We start from the raw sequence: 16777 nt of genomic DNA, 5'->3' as shown, positions 1-16777 counted from the left end.
CCCCGTGGGAGCGAGCCTGCTCGCGATTGCGTCGGTCGATTCACCACTGTTTTTGCTGTCTTGCACCCCCTCCGTGCACCCTCGTCCGACACGCCCTTTCGCGGTGCGCACTACCCAGTTTTTTCATCGTTCGCGTCTAACTATTTCCTCGTTTTCCTGACGCCAAGCCTGGGTCAACATCGATTTCGCCAGCCAAGGCATTGCCCGCCAGAGTCCAGCAGAGACCGCAGCGTGCAATCGCGACACCACGGCTGGCCGTACTGCCCATGACAACTAAATCAACAGCGTTGGGAGTGCTCCATGAACAAGTCCTTGTTTACCCGTCTTGCATGTCCTCTGGCGATTTCCGCCCTTTCAGTCACCGCCGCTCAGGCCGGCACCTTGTCGATCGGCCACACCACGTGGGTCGGTTACGGCACCCTGTATCTGGCTCAGGATCTGGGCTACTTCAAGGAAAACGGCTTGACCGTCGAATTGCCGGTGGTCGAAGAAGCGTCGATGTACATGGCCGCCCAGGCGTCGGGGCAATTGTCCGGCTCGGCGTCGACCATCGACGAAGTGCTGAAGTACCGCCCGCAGTTCTGCTTCAAGGCCGTGGCCGCGCTGGATGACAGCCATGGCGGCGATGGCGTGCTGGTCGGCAAAAACGTGAAGAGCCTGCAGGAACTCAAGGGCCAGGCCGTGGCCGTCAACGAAGGGTCGACCTCGCAGTTCTGGCTGTCGTACCTGCTGAAAAAGAACGGCATGAGCATGAGCGACATCACCGTGCAGAACATGACCGCCGACGATGCCGCCACCGCGTTCATCGCCGGTCGCGTGCCGGCTGCCGTAACCTGGGAGCCGCATCTGTCGATGGTGCGCGACAAGCAGCAGGGCAAGGTGTTGATCGACAGCAGCAGTACGCCGGGGGTGATCGTCGATGTGGTCGCGCTCAACTGCACAGTGATCGAGAAGCAGCCGGAGGACGTCAAGGCGCTGGTCGCCGGCCTCTACAAAGCCGTGCAGTTCACCAAGGACCATCCACAGCAAGCCTACGAAATCATGGCCAAGGGCGTCGGCGGTTACCTGTCCGATCCGAAGGAACTGGCCGCCGCCGCGCAAGGCGTGCGCTTCTACGATCAGGCCATGAGCGAAAAACTCCTTGGCTCGCCGGGCAAGCCGGGTGACAGCGCACCGCTGATCAAACTGGCCAACGAAACCGCCAGCGAATTGCAGGGCAAGCCCTACAACGTCAGCAACGACGATCTGGTGGATAACCGCTTCGTCAGCCCGCTCTAGGAGACTGGTCATGTTCAAGCGCAATTCATGGCTGAGCCGCTGCATCACGCCGAAGACCGGATTGCCGGTGCCGGTGGTGTGGAGCGCCAGCGGTCTGGCCTGGGTGTTGCTGGTCGGTCTGTGGGCCGGGTTGTCCTACGGCGGCATCGTGCCGGGGATGTTCCTGCCCACGCCCGGCGCGGTGGTTGAAGCCGCCGTGCGCCTGAGCCGCGACGGCACCCTCGGCCAGCATGTCTGGGCCAGTGTCGAAGTGGTGATGGTCGGTTTCATTGTGTCGTCGCTGGTGGCGGTGCCGCTGGGCTTGCTGATGGGCAGCTTCCGCATCGTCCAGGCGTTCCTCGAACCGCTGGTGAATTTCATCCGCTACCTGCCGGTGACCTCGTTCGTGCCGCTGTTCATCCTGTGGATCGGCATCGGTCTGGAACAGCGAGTGTCGGTGATCATTTTCGGCGTGTTCTTCCAGCAACTGGTGATGATCGCCGACGTGTCCAAAGGCATCTCCAAGGATTTGATCAACGCCTCCTACACCCTCGGCTCCAACCGGCGTGACGCGGTGCTGCACGTGATCGCCCCGGCGTCGTTGCCCGGCGTACTCGACACCTTGCGGGTGACCATGGGCTGGGCCTGGACGTATCTGGTGGTCGCCGAACTGGTCGCCGCGTCCAGTGGCCTCGGTTACTTGAGCCTCAAGGCCATGCGCGGCTTTCAGGTGGATGTGATTTTTCTCGCCATCGCGATCATCGGCCTGCTCGGCCTGGTCACCGATCAACTGTTCCGCTTCTTGCGTTTGAGGATTGCCGCATGGGCTCAGTAACCGCTGCCAACCGTCGTTTTATCGAGCCGGTCGCCGCACCGGTACACGCCGCGCCTAGGTTGCAGGTGGACAAGGTCAGCCTGCGCTACACCAAGCCCGGCGGCGGTACATTCACCGCGCTGGAAGAAGTGTCGTTCGAGGTGCCGGATCAGCAATTTGCGGTGCTGGTCGGGCCTTCGGGCTGCGGCAAGTCGAGCCTGCTGTACCTCACCGCCGGCCTGGCCGAGCCGACGTCCGGCGAGATCTACGTCGGTGGCCAGCAAGTGCAGGGCCCCGGCGCGGATCGCGGAATGGTGTTCCAGAGCTACACGCTGTTCCCGTGGCTGACCGTGCGGCAGAACGTCGAGTTCGGCCTCAAGCGACGGGGCATGCCGGCGGCGCGGCGCAAGGAAATCGTCGATCACTATGTGCACGAAGTCGGCTTGTCAGGATTCGCCGACAACTACGCCAAGCAGTTGTCCGGCGGCATGATGCAACGGGTGGCGATTGCCCGGGCACTGGCCAACGATCCGCAGATCCTGCTGATGGATGAACCCTTCGGCGCCCTCGACAGCCAGACCCGCCTGCAAATGCAGCAGCTGTTATTGCGGGTGTGGGGCAACAGCAAGAAGACCGTGCTGTTTGTCACCCACGATATCGACGAAGCGATCCTGCTCGGCGACCGGGTTTATGTGATGGGCGCCAGGCCTGGGCGAATCAAGCAGATTCTCGACGTGCCGATCGAGCGCCCACGCACGCTGGACATGGTGATGGAGCGCTCGTTCATCGACATGAAGCGGCAGATCTTCGGGCTGTTGCACGATGATCTCGAAGAAGCTCACTGAGGTCAGTTGGGCGGCAGGAGGAACCGCGCAATCACCGGCAGATGATCGGAAATGCGCAACGTATCGTCCTGCCGCACCGTGGCGTCGACCCGTTTGATCTTCGGGCTGTAGAACAGGTAATCGACCGTGCGGTCCGGGCCGTTGAGGCCGGGGTCGTTGGGGTAGTGGGTCAGCCACTTGGCGCGGTCGATGCCGCTGGCTTCGTTGTTGGTCGGGATCATCGGGTATTTGTCCCACAGCACATGCAGCGCACTGTCGGCGGAATACGGCGTGCGCTGCTCGGTGGGCAGGCGCCGGTACTGGCCGAGTGGCAACAGGTTGAAGTCGCCGCCGATCAGCCACGGCGTGCCGTGGCTTTCATGTTTGTCGAGGACCTTGGCCACCGCTGTCACCTGTGCCTGCAAGGTGTCGTCCGGCTGGGTGGCGCGATCCAGATGCGTGTTGAGCACCACCAGTTGCCCGCCATCGCTGAGCGGCAGGGTGGTGGCGAGCAGGGTGGTGGCGAGCAGGGCGTTTTTCGGCTGGAACTGACGGCTGATGATGTTCGACGGCTGCACCGGCAATTGCAGGCGCTCGGCGTGTTCGATGCGGTAGCGGCTGAGGGTCGCGAGCTGCCGGCCGACGCTGCCGAAGATGTGCGGATCCGGGACGAAATCGGCCTTCCAGTCAAAGGCGTGGGCGCTGCACGGGTAGAGGTCGGTCAGGCGTTCCTGCAACAGCTTGAGCTGGTTCTGATAGTCGCTCGCCTTGGCGCCGTCATCCAGTTCCTGCAACAGCACCACGTCGGGCTGTTCGTCGCGGATCACCCGTGCCACTTCATCGAGGCTGAACGCCATGTCTTCCGGGGTCGGGGCTTCGTCGTCGCCTTGCGCCAGGTCATTCCAGAACACGTAGCGCTTGCCGGCCAGGTATTGCACGTTCCAGGTCATGACTTTCAGGGCCTGGCCGGGGACCAGCGTCGGTGGTTGCCCGGTGCAACTGACCGGCAGGGTTTCCCGGGCGTCGGGGCGCCAGGTCAGGCTGTAGATCAGCGTGCCGATCAGGGCGAGGGCGAGCAGTACGGGCAACAGGATGTAGCGCAGTAGACGGGTCATGGCTCGGCTTATAGCGATACGGAAGTGGTCCCGAGCATACCCGAGACCCATCGATCAGCCCAAGCGCGGCGCAGTCAGACTATTCCGTCACGTTTGTCGGGCAATTCGCTGATCAGCATGAACAGGCGGAACAGCACCACGCTAGTGAACAGTTGCAGGAAGCTGTGACCGCTGTCGATCAGCACCGCAATCAACGGATTCTGCGGATCGGGATAGACCTGCAGGGTCAGGCCCTTGAGCAGCCACAACGGCCCCATCACACACAGGATGCACACCAGAATCCGCAGAAAATGCCCACGGCTCAGGCGCAGGCTTTCCTTCATTGCCTGCAACGGACCGTAACCGCGCAGCACCAGCAGATATTCACCGAAGGCCAGAGTGACCATCAGCCACAGGCCTGGCAGGAAATACAGGGAAAGACCGAGCAGGATCAATAGCGTGTTCAACGCAGTAAGAAGGGCGAAGCGCGGCCACAGGCGAGCGGCCATCGCCAGCAGATCGCGGGTTTGCGGAGATTCGCCGCGGGTGCGGGCATCGAGAAACAGAATCAGCGCGGCGGTGTACAGCGGATAGACCAGCAAACCGACGATGACGCTGATGGCCGAGTAACCGTCCGGGTCGCTGGCATGGTCGACCACCTGTTGCAGCACGGCTTCGAAAATCACCAGCGGCAGGCACAACTGGACGATCCGGCCCAGATTGCGTTTGAAGAAATACAGGGAGTCGCGCAGCACATCGAAGGCATTCATCAGTCGGTATCGCAGGTCAAAAACAGTGGCCCACTTTAACCGATGATCCGTTTCGCTGCGCAAACGTAAACGTTCGGTAAAGGTCATTGAAACATTCTGTTGCTGCCTCCATTACAGAGGTGCGCCTCATCCGACGTGGAGGAGGGCAACGTTATCCCCGGCAATCTACGAGGTCGCCATGAACAGCGAAGAACAAACCCTGATCGATGGACTGTTTTCCCGGCTGCAACAGGCCGAAACGGAGGCAGCCCCGCGCGACGCACTGGCTGACGCGCGGATCAAGGAACACCTGACGCGCCAGCCGGCCGCAGGTTATTTCATGACCCAGGCGATACTGGTGCAGGAGGCTGCCCTCAAAAGCCTCGACGAACAGAACAAACAACTGACTCAACAGGTCAAGCAATTGCAGGCCGAACTGCAATCGGCCAAGGCGCAGAGCGCGCCGCCGGCCTCCAGCGGTGGTGGCTTCCTGTCGAGCATCTTCGGTGGCAGCAGCTCGCGCCCGGCACCGACCCAGAGCGCCCCGGCCTCCACCGGCGGCTGGCGTGAACCGGCACCGCAGCAGAACTTCGGTGCCCCGGCGCCGCAACAGAACTTCGGCGCGCCACCTCCGGGTTATGGCCAGCAACAAGCGGCCCCGGCGGCGGGCAGCAGCTTCCTCGGCGGCGCACTGAAAACAGCGGCCGGTGTGGCCGGTGGCGTGATGCTGGCACAAGGCATCAGCAGCCTGTTCCATCACAACCAGCAGCCGGAAGAAATCGTCGAAGTCATCAAGGAAGAGCCGGCCCAGGTCAACGACCAGAGCAACAACGGCTGGGGCGATGACCAGCGCATGGCCAACAACGACTCCTACGGTAATGATCAGGGTGGCTTCACCGACACCGACTACAGCGATGACAACTCGTCGTTCTTCGATGACGACGATTCCTTCGTCTGACTCACCATTCGTCCGGGGCGCCTGATCGCCCCGGGCCGATTATTCGCGGAACCTTCCTTCGGGCTGGCATACTGAGCGCCTTTTTCGGGCCTGGTGCCTGATCCGGCTCATGCGCGTCAGCGCTCACAGGAACTCCGGTGAAAAAAATCGCAGTGTTCGCCGATGTGCAGAACCTCTACTACACCGTGCGTCAGGCCTATGGTTGCCACTTCAACTACGCGGCGCTGTGGGCGGATGTCAGCCAGCACGGGCAGATCGTCGAGGCCTACGCCTATGCGATCGACCGGGGCGACAGCAAACAGCAGCAGTTCCAGCAGATCCTGCGCAACCTCGGTTTCACCGTGAAACTCAAACCCTACATCCAGCGCAGCGACGGCTCGGCCAAGGGCGACTGGGACGTGGGCATCACCCTCGACATCATGGACGCCGCCGACCACGTCGACGAAATCGTCCTGGCCTCCGGTGATGGTGATTTCGACATGCTGCTCGAACGCATCATCAACAAACACGGCGTGCAAGCGGTGGCCTACGGCGTTCCCGGCCTGACCGCCAACTCGCTGATCCGCGCCGCCAGCCGCTACGTGCCGATCGAAGGCGCGCTGCTGTTGAAAAATTGAGCGCAAGCTCAAGTATTGATTTGGACGGAGTACCACCCGGTTTGGAACGCATTGCAGTCATCGACTTTGAAACCACCGGCATCTCGCCGAGCAGCAGCTGCCGGGCCACGGAAATCGCCGTGGTCATGCTGGAAAACGGCCGCATCGTCGAGCGTTACCAGAGCCTGATGAACGCTGGCGTCCGCGTCCCGGCCTTCATCGAACAACTCACCGGCATCAGCAACGCCATGCTGCGCACCGCGCCGTCGGCCGAACAGGTGATGAACGAAGTCAACGAATTCGTCGGCTGCACGCCGCTGCTGGCGCACAACGCCGCGTTCGACCAGAAGTTCTGGGACTTCGAACTGGGCCGGATCAAACGCACCCGTTTGCAGAACTTTGCCTGTTCGCTGCTGCTGGCCCGCCGTTTGATGCCGGCGGCGCCGAACCACAAGCTCGGCACGCTCACCACGTTTGCCCAGTTGCCGCATACCGGCCAGGCGCACAGGGCGATGGCGGATGCGGAGATGGCGGCGAACCTGATGGCGCATTTGGCGGATGAGCTGCGGCGCAAGCATGGGGTGCGGGAGCTATCGCATGACCTGCTGTGCAAATTGCAGAAAGTGCCGGCCGCTAAAGTCGGCGAGCACCTTCAGCGCTATCGCTGACTTCAGGTTTCAGGGACCGCAGCCTGAGACGGCTCCTGCTTTGACGACTATCAAGTAAGAGCTGTCGAAAGGCTGCGAATTTTCTGCGTCAGGCCAGACTGGCAAAATGTTGACTGTCGACTTTGCTCACCGGCATGAACCCCGTTGTTTTCTTGAAGTTCATGGTGTGCACAAAGTTCTTCATCGAGTCTGAGGGGTCGATGCTTTGCATGTTGAGTTTGAACAGCGTGTCGCGAGAAATAGCGACACTGAGGATAGGTTGATCCTCCAGATGGCCAGTTGCGGAGTTAAGAAGTGAGTCAACGGCAGTCACGATCACCATGCGCTCTGGAAGGATACTGAGCAACTCTTGGCCTACTCGCAGAACGCAGCTACACACATAGTCCTGCAGCAGCTCGTTGAACTTGCTGATCGGCATCTTTTTAACGGAGAGTTTCCCACTCTGCAGCAGTGACTTGATCTCCTGGGGAATCACTTTCTCACCGTGAACCGAAAGCGTGCATTCAAATATGCCGGTTTCTCCAACCGAGAAAGTGATGGAGGTGCCGAGATGTGAGATATCTGTGAAAGGGTTCACTTGCATGACGGCATCAATCTTGGATTGGCCGTTACCGGCGAGCACTCCCGTCGCAAGATCGTAGTCTTCCTGCCATTCGCGATGCTGCGCTTCCCACTCTTTCAATTCTTCAGCCAGTTTCTGCGTGTCTTTGGCCACTGCTGCGGGAATGGCTTCCTCAAGCTTTCTGCGCTTTCTGGCTTCCAGTTTCAAAGTGCGAACAATGAAGCCCGGTTTGTAGCTGGAATGTTTCTCTCTGGCATGGATTTCATGCGTATTGAGCTCTACGGGTTTGATCGGTGCCGGTTGGCTAACGAACTCACCCCAGTTGATCTGTTCACCACAGTCCTTGTGCACTGAAAGCAACAGTTCAATGTGGTTTTCGTAGACTTCAACTTCATGCGCAGCCTGCTCGCGAGCCTCCATTTTCGCGAACTCTTTCTGTCGTACTTCCAGTTCACGCTGGCGTCGTTTCGAATTTCGTTCGGCTCTTCGCGCTGACGCTTGCATCGAGCGTAGGGTTCCCTTCCAAGTCATCGCTGAGTTCCTCTCTTTTTTATTGAATTCTTGTTTTTTCGAGCGCCGAAGATCGACCTTTTGAAGGACATTATCGGTCGCATCTGGCGGTGTCCATAGGCCACAGAAATCTCGTGTAAATAGGCTGTTTAGCCGTGTGTAGCGTTTGTCGAAGTGTCCTACCGAAAGTTAGGGATAATCTGTCTTGAGCTCCAACAAGCCCACCGATAACCTCTGTTTGTCGCTGCCAATTCAGCGACCGGGACTGCAAGCCCGCCGATAATTTGTTAGGCACTGACCGGTGCACCTATAATCGCGTCGCTCTTTTGGCGACCAACGATTTTATGGTGGCTGTGTGCGGGAGACCCTCGGGTCTGCCGAGGTTGCCTAACGACTCGGTCTTGCAGACCCGCGCACAGCTGCCACCCATCATCTGCAAGTGATGCTGGCGGCTCCAACTTTCGTTAGGTGATTTGCCATGATCAAAGTAATTCCCAACGCTCCAAAAAACGCCGGCTCGTCATTCAGCCGTGAGTCGCTCGTAAAACCCCAAACCTTCATCCGCCATCACATCCAGCTGCAAGCCGCTCTGGTACATGGCGAAGCCTGGTTCTGCGCCCGAGGTATTGGTCGTCTGATGGGGTTGGAAATCAATGACCGACAGGTGCTCAAGCTTGATTCGGATCAGCGACGTACGATTTGCCTCTCGGGACCTGATGGCACTCAGGAAACCCTGATGCTCAGCGAGTCAGGTGTCTATGCAATGCTGGTTTATCACTACTCTCCGGAAAACCGCCATCTACGCCGTTGGCTGACTCATGAGGTAGTGCCGTTACTGCACGAGGATGTGTTGTCTTCTTTCAGTCCGCGCCCACATCTGCAGTTGATGCTATGTGCGGGGCAGACCTTGAAGCTGTTGCATTGGCGCAATGAGCCGTGGATTCGCTTGCGGGACATGCCAAGCCTCTTGAGCCAAGAAGGCTACAGCTACGGCTGATGACCCTCGCGATGAACGTTCCCACGCAAAGCGTGGGAACGAGCGGGACGGGAAGGTTACTTTCCGTTGCCTTCGATGTGGCCGAGCGGCACCCGCTTCTCTATCGCGCTCGACAACACGATCGACGTCTTGCTGAACCCGAATTTTGCCACCCGGTTGATCAGCTCTTCCAGCTCGGTCATCGAACCCACCGCGGCCTTCATGATCACGCATGGATCGCCCGTCACTCGAAAGCACTCGGTCAGTTGCGGAATTTTCACCAGTTCGTCGTAGACCTTTTGACTGCCGTTCTGGTGGAGGCGCAATTCGATCACGCACTGGATCGGCAAGCCGATTTTCGACAGGTCGATGTTCGCCTGATACCCGGTGATGACTCCGGCCGCCTCCAGTTTGGCCACGCGCTCGGCGACGGCGGGGGCGGAGAGGTTCACTTTGCGGGCGAGGTCGGCGTAGGACGCGCGACCGTTTTCGAGCAGGGCGCTGAGCAGCATGCGGTCGTATTTGTCCAAGGTCGGACTCCTGAAAATGCCAGACTTTCGAAATCGCGGTTTTGGCCGTCGATCTCCGTGTTTTCAAAAGTGTACCGGCGCTATAAACAGGTTTTGTAACTTATTTTTAGCGGTTGGCCTTTCTAGAATAACCCATCCCCTGAGTCTGACTTTCGAGCTGCCCATGTCTGCCTTGCGCCGTTTTTCCTTGCCCTTGATCGCAGCGTTTTTTGCGTTGTACGTGATTTGGGGGTCGACCTATCTGGTGATCCGCATCGGCGTCGAATACTGGCCGCCGCTGATGCTCGGCGGTGTGCGCTTCGTGATTGCCGGCACTCTGATGTACGCCTTCCTGCGCTGGCGCGGGGCACCGGCGCCGACCTGGGCGCAGTGGAAAGCGGCGGGGATCATCGGAATTCTGCTGCTCAGTTTCGGCAACGGCGCGGTGACCCTGGCCGAGCACAGCGGCGTGGCCTCGGGTGTCGCTGCGCTGGCGGTGGCGACGGTGCCGCTGTTCACTTTGCTCTGCGGCTATTTCTGGGGCGCACGCAACACCCGTCTGGAGTGGGCCGGGGTGGCGATGGGGATTATCGGCATCGCCATGCTCAACATGGGCTCCAACCTGCAATCGAGTCCGCTGGGCGCGGCGCTGCTGATTTTCGCGGCGGCGAGTTGGGCATTCGGTTCGGTGTGGAGCAAGCACCTGCCGCTGCCTCAAGGCGCAATGGCCAGCGCCGTGGAAATGCTGGTGGGCGGCGTGGTGCTGTTGATCGGCAGCGCGGCCAGCGGCGAACACCTGCAAGCCATGCCGCCGCTGGAAGGCTGGCTGGCGCTGGCGTACCTGATCTTCTTCGGCTCGATCATCGCTTTCAACGCTTACATGTACCTGTTGAAAAACGTTCGTCCGGCGGCGGCTACCAGTTATGCCTATGTCAACCCGGCGGTGGCGGTGTTGCTGGGGATCGTGTTTGTCGGCGAGACCATCGGGATCGAAGAGGCGCTGGCGATGCTGGTGATCATCGGTGCGGTGGTGCTGATCGGTCTGCCGCAGTGGCGCCGCCCACGGCAGCTGCCGGTGGTCAGCGAGCCGGCTGCCATAGCGACGGAGCAGCGTGCGAATTAGGGTAAACTGCGCGCCATCGCACACTTGCTCTGATTTTTCCTACGGTACTCCCATGACTTTCGCCAACCTTGGCCTGATCGAACCCTTGCTGCGCTCCCTCGAGAAGCTCGGCTACCAGACCCCGACGCCGGTGCAGGCGCAAGCCATTCCGGCCGTGCTGGCCGGTCGTGACCTGATGGCCGCGGCCCAGACCGGCACCGGCAAGACCGCCGGTTTTGCCTTGCCGCTGCTGCAACTGCTGGCGATGGAAGGGCCGAAAGTCACCGCCAACTCGGTGCGTGCGCTGATTCTGGTGCCGACCCGCGAGTTGGCCGAACAAGTCCACGAAGCCGTGCGCCAGTACGCTGAAAACCTGCCGCTGCGCACGTATGCGGTGTACGGCGGCGTCAGCATCAACCCGCAGATGATGAAGCTGCGTGGCGGCGTCGATCTGCTGGTCGCGACCCCGGGCCGTCTGCTCGACCTGTTCCGCCAGAACGCGCTGAAGTTCAATCAGCTGCAAACCCTGGTGCTGGACGAAGCCGACCGCATGCTCGACCTGGGCTTTTCCGAAGAGCTGGCGAACATTTACCGCGCGCTGCCGAAGAAACGTCAGACGCTGCTGTTCTCCGCAACCTTCTCCGATGACATCCGCCTGCTGGCCGGGCAGATGCTCAACGATCCGCAGAGCATCGAAGTCAGCCCGCGCAACGTTGCGGCCAACACCGTCAAGCAGTGGGTGGTGACGGTGGACAAGAAGCGCAAGCCGGAACTGTTCGTGCACTTGATGCGCAAGAACAAGTGGAAGCAGGTGCTGGTGTTCGCCAAGACCCGTAATGGTGTGGACGCGCTGGTCGAGAAACTTCAGGGCCTGGGCGTGAACGCCGACGGCATCCACGGCGACAAGCCGCAAGCGACCCGGCAGCGGGCGTTGGACCGTTTCAAACTGAGCGAAGTGCAGATTCTGGTGGCCACCGATGTGGCTGCCCGTGGTCTGGATATCGAAGACCTGCCGCTGGTGGTCAACTTTGATCTGCCGATCGTGGCCGAGGATTACATTCACCGTATCGGCCGGACTGGCCGCGCGGGTTCGACCGGTGAGGCGATCTCGCTGGTGTGCGCCGATGAAGTGAACATGTTGTCGGCGATTGAAATGCTGACTCGCAGCACGTTGAAGCGTGAGGTTGAGCCGGACTTCGTGCCGGAGCACCGTGTGCCGGACACTGATGCCACTGGTCAGGTGATCAAGAAGCCGAAGAAACCGAAGAAGCCGAAAGCTTCCGGTGGTGGCGGTGGCAAGCGCAATCTGGGCAAGTGGGTGGACAGCGGCGAGACTCAGGCGCCGGAGCCTTCGATCAAGCCTGTTCGTAAAGTGCCGGTGTTTAATACCGGGCCGCGCAAGCGTAAGCCTTAAGCGTCAGACAGGGGCGTTCCCGCGCAATGCGGGAACGATCAGTCGCGCTGCTTCAACCAATCCAGCATTCCAGCTCCGGCCGCCCGGCCACTGGCAAAACACGCCGTCAGCAGATAACCGCCAGTCGGCGCCTCCCAATCCAGCATCTCCCCCGCACAAAACACCCCCGGCAACGCCTTGAGCATCATCCGCTCATCCATCGCCTCGAATGTCACGCCACCGGCACTACTGATCGCCTCATCCAGCGGACGGGTTTTCACCAGCGTCAGCGGCAAAGCCTTGATCGCTCTGGCCAACAACGCCGGATCAGCAAATGTCGCAGCATTAGTGAGTTCTCGCAGAAGCGCCGCTTTCACCCCATCAATCCCGACCTGACTGTGCAAATGCTTGGCCATCGAGCGCGAACCCCGTGGTTTGCTCAACGCCGCCTGCAATTTATCCACAGGCCGGCCGGGCAGCAGGTCGATGTGAATGGTCGCGGCACCGTGCACATTGATCGCCTCACGAATCGGCGCTGACAGCGCATAAATCAGACTGCCCTCGATGCCGGTCGCGGTAATCACGCATTCACCCAGACGAGGGACGTCGTCGTTCAAACCGATGGCGATATTTTTCAGCGGCGCGCCGGCGAATTTGCTGACCATCACTTCGCTCCAGGCCTGCACCTCGAAGCCGCAATTGCTTGGCTGCAAGGGCGCCAGTCCTACGCCGCGTTGCTCCAGCGGCAGCATCCACGCGCCGTCGGAACCCAGCCGCGACCAGCTACCGCCGCCGAGGGCGAGCAGGGTGGCGTCGGGGGTAAGGGTTTGCTCGCCCTCCGGGCTGTCGATGCGCAGCGCGCCGTTTTCGTCCCAGCCGAGCCAGCGGTGGCGGGTGTGGATAACCACGCCGCTGTCGCGCAGGCGCTTGAGCCAGGCGCGCAGCAAGGGCGCGGCTTTCATGTCGGTGGGGAACACCCGGCCGGAGCTGCCGATGAAGGTTTCGATGCCCAGTTCGTGAATCCACCGGCACAGCGCATCGGCGTCGAACGCGCGCAGCAGCGGGGCGATGTTTGGGGCGCGTTCGGCGTAGCGCGAGAGGAAGGCCGGGTAGGCTTCGGAGTGAGTGATGTTCATGCCGCCGACCCCGGCCAGCAGGAACTTGCGGCCCACCGAGGGCATGCCGTCGTACAGATCGACGCGGACTCCGGCCTGGCTCAGCACTTCGGCGGCCATCAGGCCGGCGGGGCCACCGCCGATGATGGCGACGTGAGCGGGAGAGGTGGCGTGAATCTGGGTCATGGCGTGCGCTGCGGTCTGACGAAATATGGCGCGCATTCTAACAGCGCAGAAACCGGGTGGGAGCGAGCTTGCTCGCGAAAGCGGTGAGTCATTCAGTTAAATGTTGAATGTACTGACGCCATCGTCGGATCGCCGCCCGGACCAAGCTCGCTCCCACAGGGATTTGTGATGATCGAAAGGTCTGATCAAAAAACAACCAGCGCGCTGCAAGCCATGTTCAGCTTGGGCTGTAGTCCCTTTCGCTCAGGTTATCCACAGGCCGTTCCACAGCCATTGTGGGTAACGCAGCACAACTCAATGACAACCCGATGACTGCCAGACGCGCTGCGCACTGTGATGCAGGATCCCGTGGCGGCGGGCGAGGGCGTGGCGATCCTTGCTGTAACCACCGCCGATCACCCCGACCACCGGGATGTCGCGACCCAGGCAGTGGCGCATCACGCTTTCGTCGCGGGCGGCGACGCCTTCGTCAGTCAGTTGCAGATAACCGAGGGCGTCGTCCTTGTGCACGTCGACGCCGGCGTCGTAGAGCACCAGATCCGGCTGATACAGCGGCAGCAGATAGTTGAGCGCGTCATCGACAACTTTCAGGTAATCGGCGTCGCCCATGCCGTTGGGCAGCGGAATGTCCCAGTCGCTTTCAGCCTTGCGTGCAGGAAAGTTCTTTTCGCAGTGCAGGGAAACGGTGATCGCTTCCGGGGTGTTGTGCAGAATCCGTGCAGTCCCGTCACCCTGATGCACGTCGCAGTCGAAGATCAGCACCCGGTTCACCCGGCCGCTTTGCAGCAGGTAGTGACTGATGATCGCCAGGTCGTTGAAGATGCAGAAGCCGGCGGGGTAGTCGTAATGGGCGTGATGGGTGCCACCGGCGAGGTGGCAGGCCAGGCCATGTTCCAGCGCTTTCTCCGCTGCCAGAATCGATCCGCCGACCGCCCGCACGGTGCGTCTAGCCAGGGCTTCATTCCACGGCAGACCGAGGCGCCGCTGGTCTTCGCGGGACAACTCGCCGCTCATGTAGCGTTCGATATAACCGCGGTCATGGGCAAGGGCGAGAATGTCGGCAGGGCACAGTTCAGGGCGCAACAGGTCTTCGTCGCGGGTCAGGCCGCTGTCCACCAGGTGATCGCGCAGCAGGCGGAACTTGTCCATGGGGAAGCGGTGATCCGCCGGAAATTCCGGGCTGTAGTCTTCGTGGTAGATCAGCGGCAACGGCATGGTGGACTATTCATAAAGGCTGCAGGAAAGAGTGCAAAGCCTAACAGCGATGTAGACTGACGGCATCAAGCGGAGGGGCGGGATGGAACCGATACTGGAGCTGGAAAGCGCAAGGCTGCTGATGCGCCAATGGCAGGACGAGGATTTGCCGGCGTTCGCAGCGATGTGCGCCGATCCGCAGGTGATGCGCTACTTCCCCGCGCCCTTGAGCCGGCTGGAAAGCGCCGCGCTGATCGGCCGGGTGCGCGGGCACTTTGCCGAGCACGGTTACGGCCTGTGGGCGCTGGAGCGCAAGGACAGCGGCGAGTTCATCGGTTTTACCGGGCTCGGCGTGGTCGGCTTCGATGCGCCGTTCACCCCAGCGGTGGAAATCGGCTGGCGGCTGGCCAAGGAACATTGGGGCCTTGGTTATGCCAGCGAAGCGGCGTGGACCGCTCTGCGTTGCGGCTTTGACCGGGTGGCGCTGAATGAAGTGGTGTCGTTCACCAGCGAGACCAATCTGCCGTCGCAGAAAGTCATGCAGGCGATCGGCATGCACCACGCCCCGCAGGATGATTTCGACCACCCGCGTCTCGCGGACGGTCACCCGTTACGGCGACATGTGTTGTACCGCATCACGAGGGAGCAGTGGCTGGAAACCTTGCATGGATAAGCAGGCGCGGACGTTTACAATGGCCGGCACCCTGGGGGCGCCGGCCAGAACCTGAATCCCCCGCCGCAGCCAAGACTGCGCGGCATAGCTTTGTGTGAGGAGAGTCTGAATGAGCCAAGTGTTGGAAGATCTGGTGGATCTGCTGACCCTCGAACCGATCGAGGAAAACCTGTTCCGTGGTCGCAGCCAGGATCTGGGGTTTCGCCAGTTGTTCGGCGGCCAGGTGCTCGGCCAGTCGCTGTCGGCGGCCAGTCAGACCGTTGAAGAAACGCGTCATGTGCATTCGATGCACGGTTATTTCCTGCGTCCTGGCGATGCCAAGTTGCCGGTGGTCTACTCGGTTGATCGCGTGCGGGACGGCGGCAGTTTCAGCACCCGCCGCGTGACCGCGATCCAGAAGGGCCACCCGATTTTCACTTGCAGCGCTTCGTTCCAGTACGACGAAGAAGGCTTCGAACACCAGAGCCAGATGCCCCAGGTTGTCGGCCCGGAAAACCTGCCGTCGGAGCTGGAACTGACCCAGCAACGCGCGCACCTGATCCCGGAACATATGCGCGAAAAGCTGCTGTGCCCGAAGCCGATCGAAGTGCGCCCGGTCACTGAAAAAGACCCGTACAACCCGCAACCGGCGGATCCGGTCAAGTACGTGTGGTTCCGTGCCGACGGCGCTTTGGCCGATATCCCGGCGCTGCACAAATACCTGCTGGCCTACGCCTCGGACTTCGGCCTGCTGACCACCTCGATGCTGCCGCACGGCAAATCGGTCTGGCAGAAAGACATGCAGGTCGCCAGCCTCGACCACGCGTTGTGGTTCCACAATGACCTGCGCGCCGATGACTGGTTGCTCTACGCCATGGACAGTCCGTGGGCCGGCAACTCGCGCGGGTTCTCCCGGGGCAGCGTGTTCAACCGCGCCGGGCAACTGGTGGCGTCGGTGACCCAGGAAGGCCTGATCCGTCATCGCAAGGACTGGGCATGAGTCTGGCGGATGTGCGGCACTGGGTGTTCGACATGGACGGCACCCTGACCGTCGCCGTGCACGACTTCGCGGCAATCCGCGTGGCGCTGGCGATTCCGGCGGAGGACGACATTCTCACCCACCTCGCTGCATTGCCCGCCGAGGAAGCGGCGGCGAAACATGCGTGGCTGCTGGAGCATGAGCGGGATCTGGCGCTCGGCTCGACCCCGGCGGTCGGCGCGGTGGAGCTGGTGCGCGACCTGCACGCCAGGGGTTATCGCCTGGGCATCCTGACCCGCAATGCGCGGGAGCTGGCTCATGTGACGCTGGAGGCCATCGGCCTGGCCGACTGTTTTGCGGTGGAGGATGTGCTGGGTCGCGATGAAGCACAGCCAAAACCGCATCCCGGTGGCCTGCTGAAACTGTCCGAAGCCTGGCAAGTGCCGGCGAGCGAGATGGTGATGGTCGGTGATTACCGGTTTGATCTTGATTGCGGCCGGGCGGCGGGCACCCACACGGTGCTGGTGAACCTGCCGGACAATCCGTGGCCGGAGCTGACCGACTGGCATGCGAAGGATTGTGTGGAGTTGCGGCGAATGTTGTTCGCCTGAGGCCTGCATTGTCTGCACGGATGCCTTC

18 protein-coding genes are annotated in these 16777 nt (G+C 61.2%); 12 read left to right on the top strand and 6 right to left on the bottom strand.

Annotation, left to right across the window (positions count from 1 at the left end; translation table 11 throughout):
* The first annotated feature begins 300 nt into the window (after positions 1 to 300).
* The 3 genes from LOY31_RS25300 to LOY31_RS25290 are packed head-to-tail and all read left to right on the top strand — an operon-like array spanning position 301 to position 2916.
* Positions 301 to 1278 carry an ABC transporter substrate-binding protein gene (locus LOY31_RS25300; RefSeq protein WP_221534835.1) on the top strand — a complete coding sequence of 326 codons (978 nt, stop codon included), beginning with the start codon at positions 301 to 303 and terminating at the stop codon, positions 1276 to 1278.
* Between the two features lie 10 nt (positions 1279 to 1288).
* Positions 1289 to 2092, top strand: coding sequence for an ABC transporter permease (locus LOY31_RS25295; RefSeq protein ID WP_007958721.1), 804 nt, complete (start codon positions 1289 to 1291; stop codon positions 2090 to 2092).
* On the top strand, positions 2080 to 2916 hold the full coding sequence (locus LOY31_RS25290; RefSeq protein WP_258712353.1) for an ABC transporter ATP-binding protein: 837 nt from the start codon (positions 2080 to 2082) through the stop codon (positions 2914 to 2916). The genes LOY31_RS25295 and LOY31_RS25290 overlap by 13 nt, the downstream gene beginning before the upstream one ends.
* Before the next feature lie 2 nt (positions 2917 to 2918).
* Here LOY31_RS25290 and LOY31_RS25285 read toward each other — a convergent pair whose 3' ends face one another.
* Together LOY31_RS25285 and LOY31_RS25280 are read right to left on the bottom strand one after the other, a co-directional pair.
* Positions 2919 to 4010 (bottom strand): endonuclease/exonuclease/phosphatase family protein, encoded by a 1092-nt coding sequence (locus LOY31_RS25285; RefSeq protein WP_258712352.1) that lies wholly within the window; start codon positions 4008 to 4010, stop codon positions 2919 to 2921.
* A gap of 74 nt (positions 4011 to 4084) precedes the next feature.
* Entirely contained in the window at positions 4085 to 4759 is a 675-nt protein-coding gene (locus tag LOY31_RS25280) for a YciC family protein (protein ID WP_007958726.1), read from the bottom strand.
* 178 nt (positions 4760 to 4937) lie between these two features.
* On the opposite strand from LOY31_RS25280, the gene LOY31_RS25275 reads away from it, so the two are divergent.
* From LOY31_RS25275 to LOY31_RS25265, 3 genes are all read left to right on the top strand, one after another.
* On the top strand, positions 4938 to 5696 hold the full coding sequence (locus LOY31_RS25275; protein WP_258712351.1) for a DUF2076 domain-containing protein: 759 nt from the start codon (positions 4938 to 4940) through the stop codon (positions 5694 to 5696).
* 137 nt (positions 5697 to 5833) lie between these two features.
* A complete protein-coding gene (locus LOY31_RS25270) occupies positions 5834 to 6313 on the top strand; it encodes an NYN domain-containing protein (protein ID WP_007958730.1) in 480 nt (159 codons plus the stop codon).
* Between the two features lie 41 nt (positions 6314 to 6354).
* Entirely contained in the window at positions 6355 to 6960 is a 606-nt protein-coding gene (locus LOY31_RS25265; RefSeq protein ID WP_179693646.1) for a PolC-type DNA polymerase III, read from the top strand.
* A gap of 88 nt (positions 6961 to 7048) precedes the next feature.
* Here LOY31_RS25265 and LOY31_RS25260 read toward each other — a convergent pair whose 3' ends face one another.
* Positions 7049 to 8053, bottom strand: coding sequence for a hypothetical protein (locus LOY31_RS25260; protein WP_007958734.1), 1005 nt, complete (start codon positions 8051 to 8053; stop codon positions 7049 to 7051).
* Positions 8054 to 8510: 457 nt separating this feature from the next.
* On the opposite strand from LOY31_RS25260, the gene LOY31_RS25255 reads away from it, so the two are divergent.
* Entirely contained in the window at positions 8511 to 9029 is a 519-nt protein-coding gene (locus LOY31_RS25255) for a Bro-N domain-containing protein (protein WP_007958735.1), read from the top strand.
* A gap of 56 nt (positions 9030 to 9085) precedes the next feature.
* Here LOY31_RS25255 and LOY31_RS25250 read toward each other — a convergent pair whose 3' ends face one another.
* On the bottom strand, positions 9086 to 9538 hold the full coding sequence (locus LOY31_RS25250) for an Lrp/AsnC family transcriptional regulator (protein ID WP_007958738.1): 453 nt from the start codon (positions 9536 to 9538) through the stop codon (positions 9086 to 9088).
* 163 nt (positions 9539 to 9701) lie between these two features.
* Here LOY31_RS25250 and yedA point away from each other — a divergent pair, with 163 nt between their 5' ends.
* Together yedA and LOY31_RS25240 are read left to right on the top strand one after the other, a co-directional pair.
* A complete protein-coding gene (gene yedA, locus LOY31_RS25245) occupies positions 9702 to 10640 on the top strand; it encodes a drug/metabolite exporter YedA (RefSeq protein ID WP_085608738.1) in 939 nt (312 codons plus the stop codon).
* 52 nt (positions 10641 to 10692) lie between these two features.
* Positions 10693 to 12033 (top strand): DEAD/DEAH box helicase, encoded by a 1341-nt coding sequence (locus LOY31_RS25240; protein WP_258712349.1) that lies wholly within the window; start codon positions 10693 to 10695, stop codon positions 12031 to 12033.
* 38 nt (positions 12034 to 12071) lie between these two features.
* Here the strand turns inward: LOY31_RS25240 and LOY31_RS25235 are convergent, their stop codons facing one another.
* Together LOY31_RS25235 and LOY31_RS25230 are read right to left on the bottom strand one after the other, a co-directional pair.
* Positions 12072 to 13313: a TIGR03862 family flavoprotein gene (locus LOY31_RS25235; protein ID WP_258712348.1), complete on the bottom strand. Its 1242-nt coding sequence runs from the start codon at positions 13311 to 13313 to the stop codon at positions 12072 to 12074.
* A gap of 294 nt (positions 13314 to 13607) precedes the next feature.
* On the bottom strand, positions 13608 to 14528 hold the full coding sequence (locus LOY31_RS25230; RefSeq protein ID WP_007958746.1) for a histone deacetylase: 921 nt from the start codon (positions 14526 to 14528) through the stop codon (positions 13608 to 13610).
* A gap of 82 nt (positions 14529 to 14610) precedes the next feature.
* On the opposite strand from LOY31_RS25230, the gene LOY31_RS25225 reads away from it, so the two are divergent.
* The 3 genes from LOY31_RS25225 (at position 14611) to LOY31_RS25215 (ending at position 16749) form a co-directional block, all read left to right on the top strand.
* A complete protein-coding gene (locus LOY31_RS25225) occupies positions 14611 to 15180 on the top strand; it encodes a GNAT family N-acetyltransferase (RefSeq protein ID WP_085608734.1) in 570 nt (189 codons plus the stop codon).
* Between the two features lie 109 nt (positions 15181 to 15289).
* Positions 15290 to 16159 carry an acyl-CoA thioesterase II gene (gene tesB / locus LOY31_RS25220; RefSeq protein ID WP_085608733.1) on the top strand — a complete coding sequence of 290 codons (870 nt, stop codon included), beginning with the start codon at positions 15290 to 15292 and terminating at the stop codon, positions 16157 to 16159.
* Positions 16156 to 16749, top strand: a complete 594-nt coding sequence (locus LOY31_RS25215) for an HAD family hydrolase (RefSeq protein ID WP_258712345.1) — start codon at positions 16156 to 16158, stop codon at positions 16747 to 16749. Before tesB ends, LOY31_RS25215 begins: the two co-directional genes overlap by 4 nt.
* Positions 16750 to 16777: the final 28 nt, after the last annotated feature.

This window comes from Pseudomonas sp. B21-021 (assembly GCF_024749205.1).
GTDB lineage: Bacteria > Pseudomonadota > Gammaproteobacteria > Pseudomonadales > Pseudomonadaceae > Aquipseudomonas > Aquipseudomonas paraglycinae.
The sequence above is the reverse complement of the archived record's forward strand: the minus strand, read 5'-3'. Positions and strand labels throughout refer to the sequence as shown.

Excerpts from the sequence above, each read along its gene's own strand:
- tesB (WP_085608733.1), top strand. The coding sequence starts at position 15,290 with ATGAGCCAAGTGTTGGAAGATCTGGTGGATCTGCTGACCCTCGAACCG.
- LOY31_RS25260 (WP_007958734.1), bottom strand. The coding sequence starts at position 8,053 with ATGACTTGGAAGGGAACCCTACGCTCGATGCAAGCGTCAGCGCGAAGA.
- LOY31_RS25285 (WP_258712352.1), bottom strand. The coding sequence starts at position 4,010 with ATGACCCGTCTACTGCGCTACATCCTGTTGCCCGTACTGCTCGCCCTC.
- LOY31_RS25225 (WP_085608734.1), top strand. The coding sequence starts at position 14,611 with ATGGAACCGATACTGGAGCTGGAAAGCGCAAGGCTGCTGATGCGCCAA.
- LOY31_RS25300 (WP_221534835.1), top strand. The coding sequence starts at position 301 with ATGAACAAGTCCTTGTTTACCCGTCTTGCATGTCCTCTGGCGATTTCC.
- LOY31_RS25230 (WP_007958746.1), bottom strand. The coding sequence starts at position 14,528 with ATGCCGTTGCCGCTGATCTACCACGAAGACTACAGCCCGGAATTTCCG.
- LOY31_RS25235 (WP_258712348.1), bottom strand. The coding sequence starts at position 13,313 with ATGACCCAGATTCACGCCACCTCTCCCGCTCACGTCGCCATCATCGGC.
- LOY31_RS25290 (WP_258712353.1), top strand. The coding sequence starts at position 2,080 with ATGGGCTCAGTAACCGCTGCCAACCGTCGTTTTATCGAGCCGGTCGCC.
- LOY31_RS25275 (WP_258712351.1), top strand. The coding sequence starts at position 4,938 with ATGAACAGCGAAGAACAAACCCTGATCGATGGACTGTTTTCCCGGCTG.
- LOY31_RS25215 (WP_258712345.1), top strand. The coding sequence starts at position 16,156 with ATGAGTCTGGCGGATGTGCGGCACTGGGTGTTCGACATGGACGGCACC.
- LOY31_RS25295 (WP_007958721.1), top strand. The coding sequence starts at position 1,289 with ATGTTCAAGCGCAATTCATGGCTGAGCCGCTGCATCACGCCGAAGACC.
- LOY31_RS25280 (WP_007958726.1), bottom strand. The coding sequence starts at position 4,759 with ATGAATGCCTTCGATGTGCTGCGCGACTCCCTGTATTTCTTCAAACGC.
- LOY31_RS25255 (WP_007958735.1), top strand. The coding sequence starts at position 8,511 with ATGATCAAAGTAATTCCCAACGCTCCAAAAAACGCCGGCTCGTCATTC.
- yedA (WP_085608738.1), top strand. The coding sequence starts at position 9,702 with ATGTCTGCCTTGCGCCGTTTTTCCTTGCCCTTGATCGCAGCGTTTTTT.
- LOY31_RS25240 (WP_258712349.1), top strand. The coding sequence starts at position 10,693 with ATGACTTTCGCCAACCTTGGCCTGATCGAACCCTTGCTGCGCTCCCTC.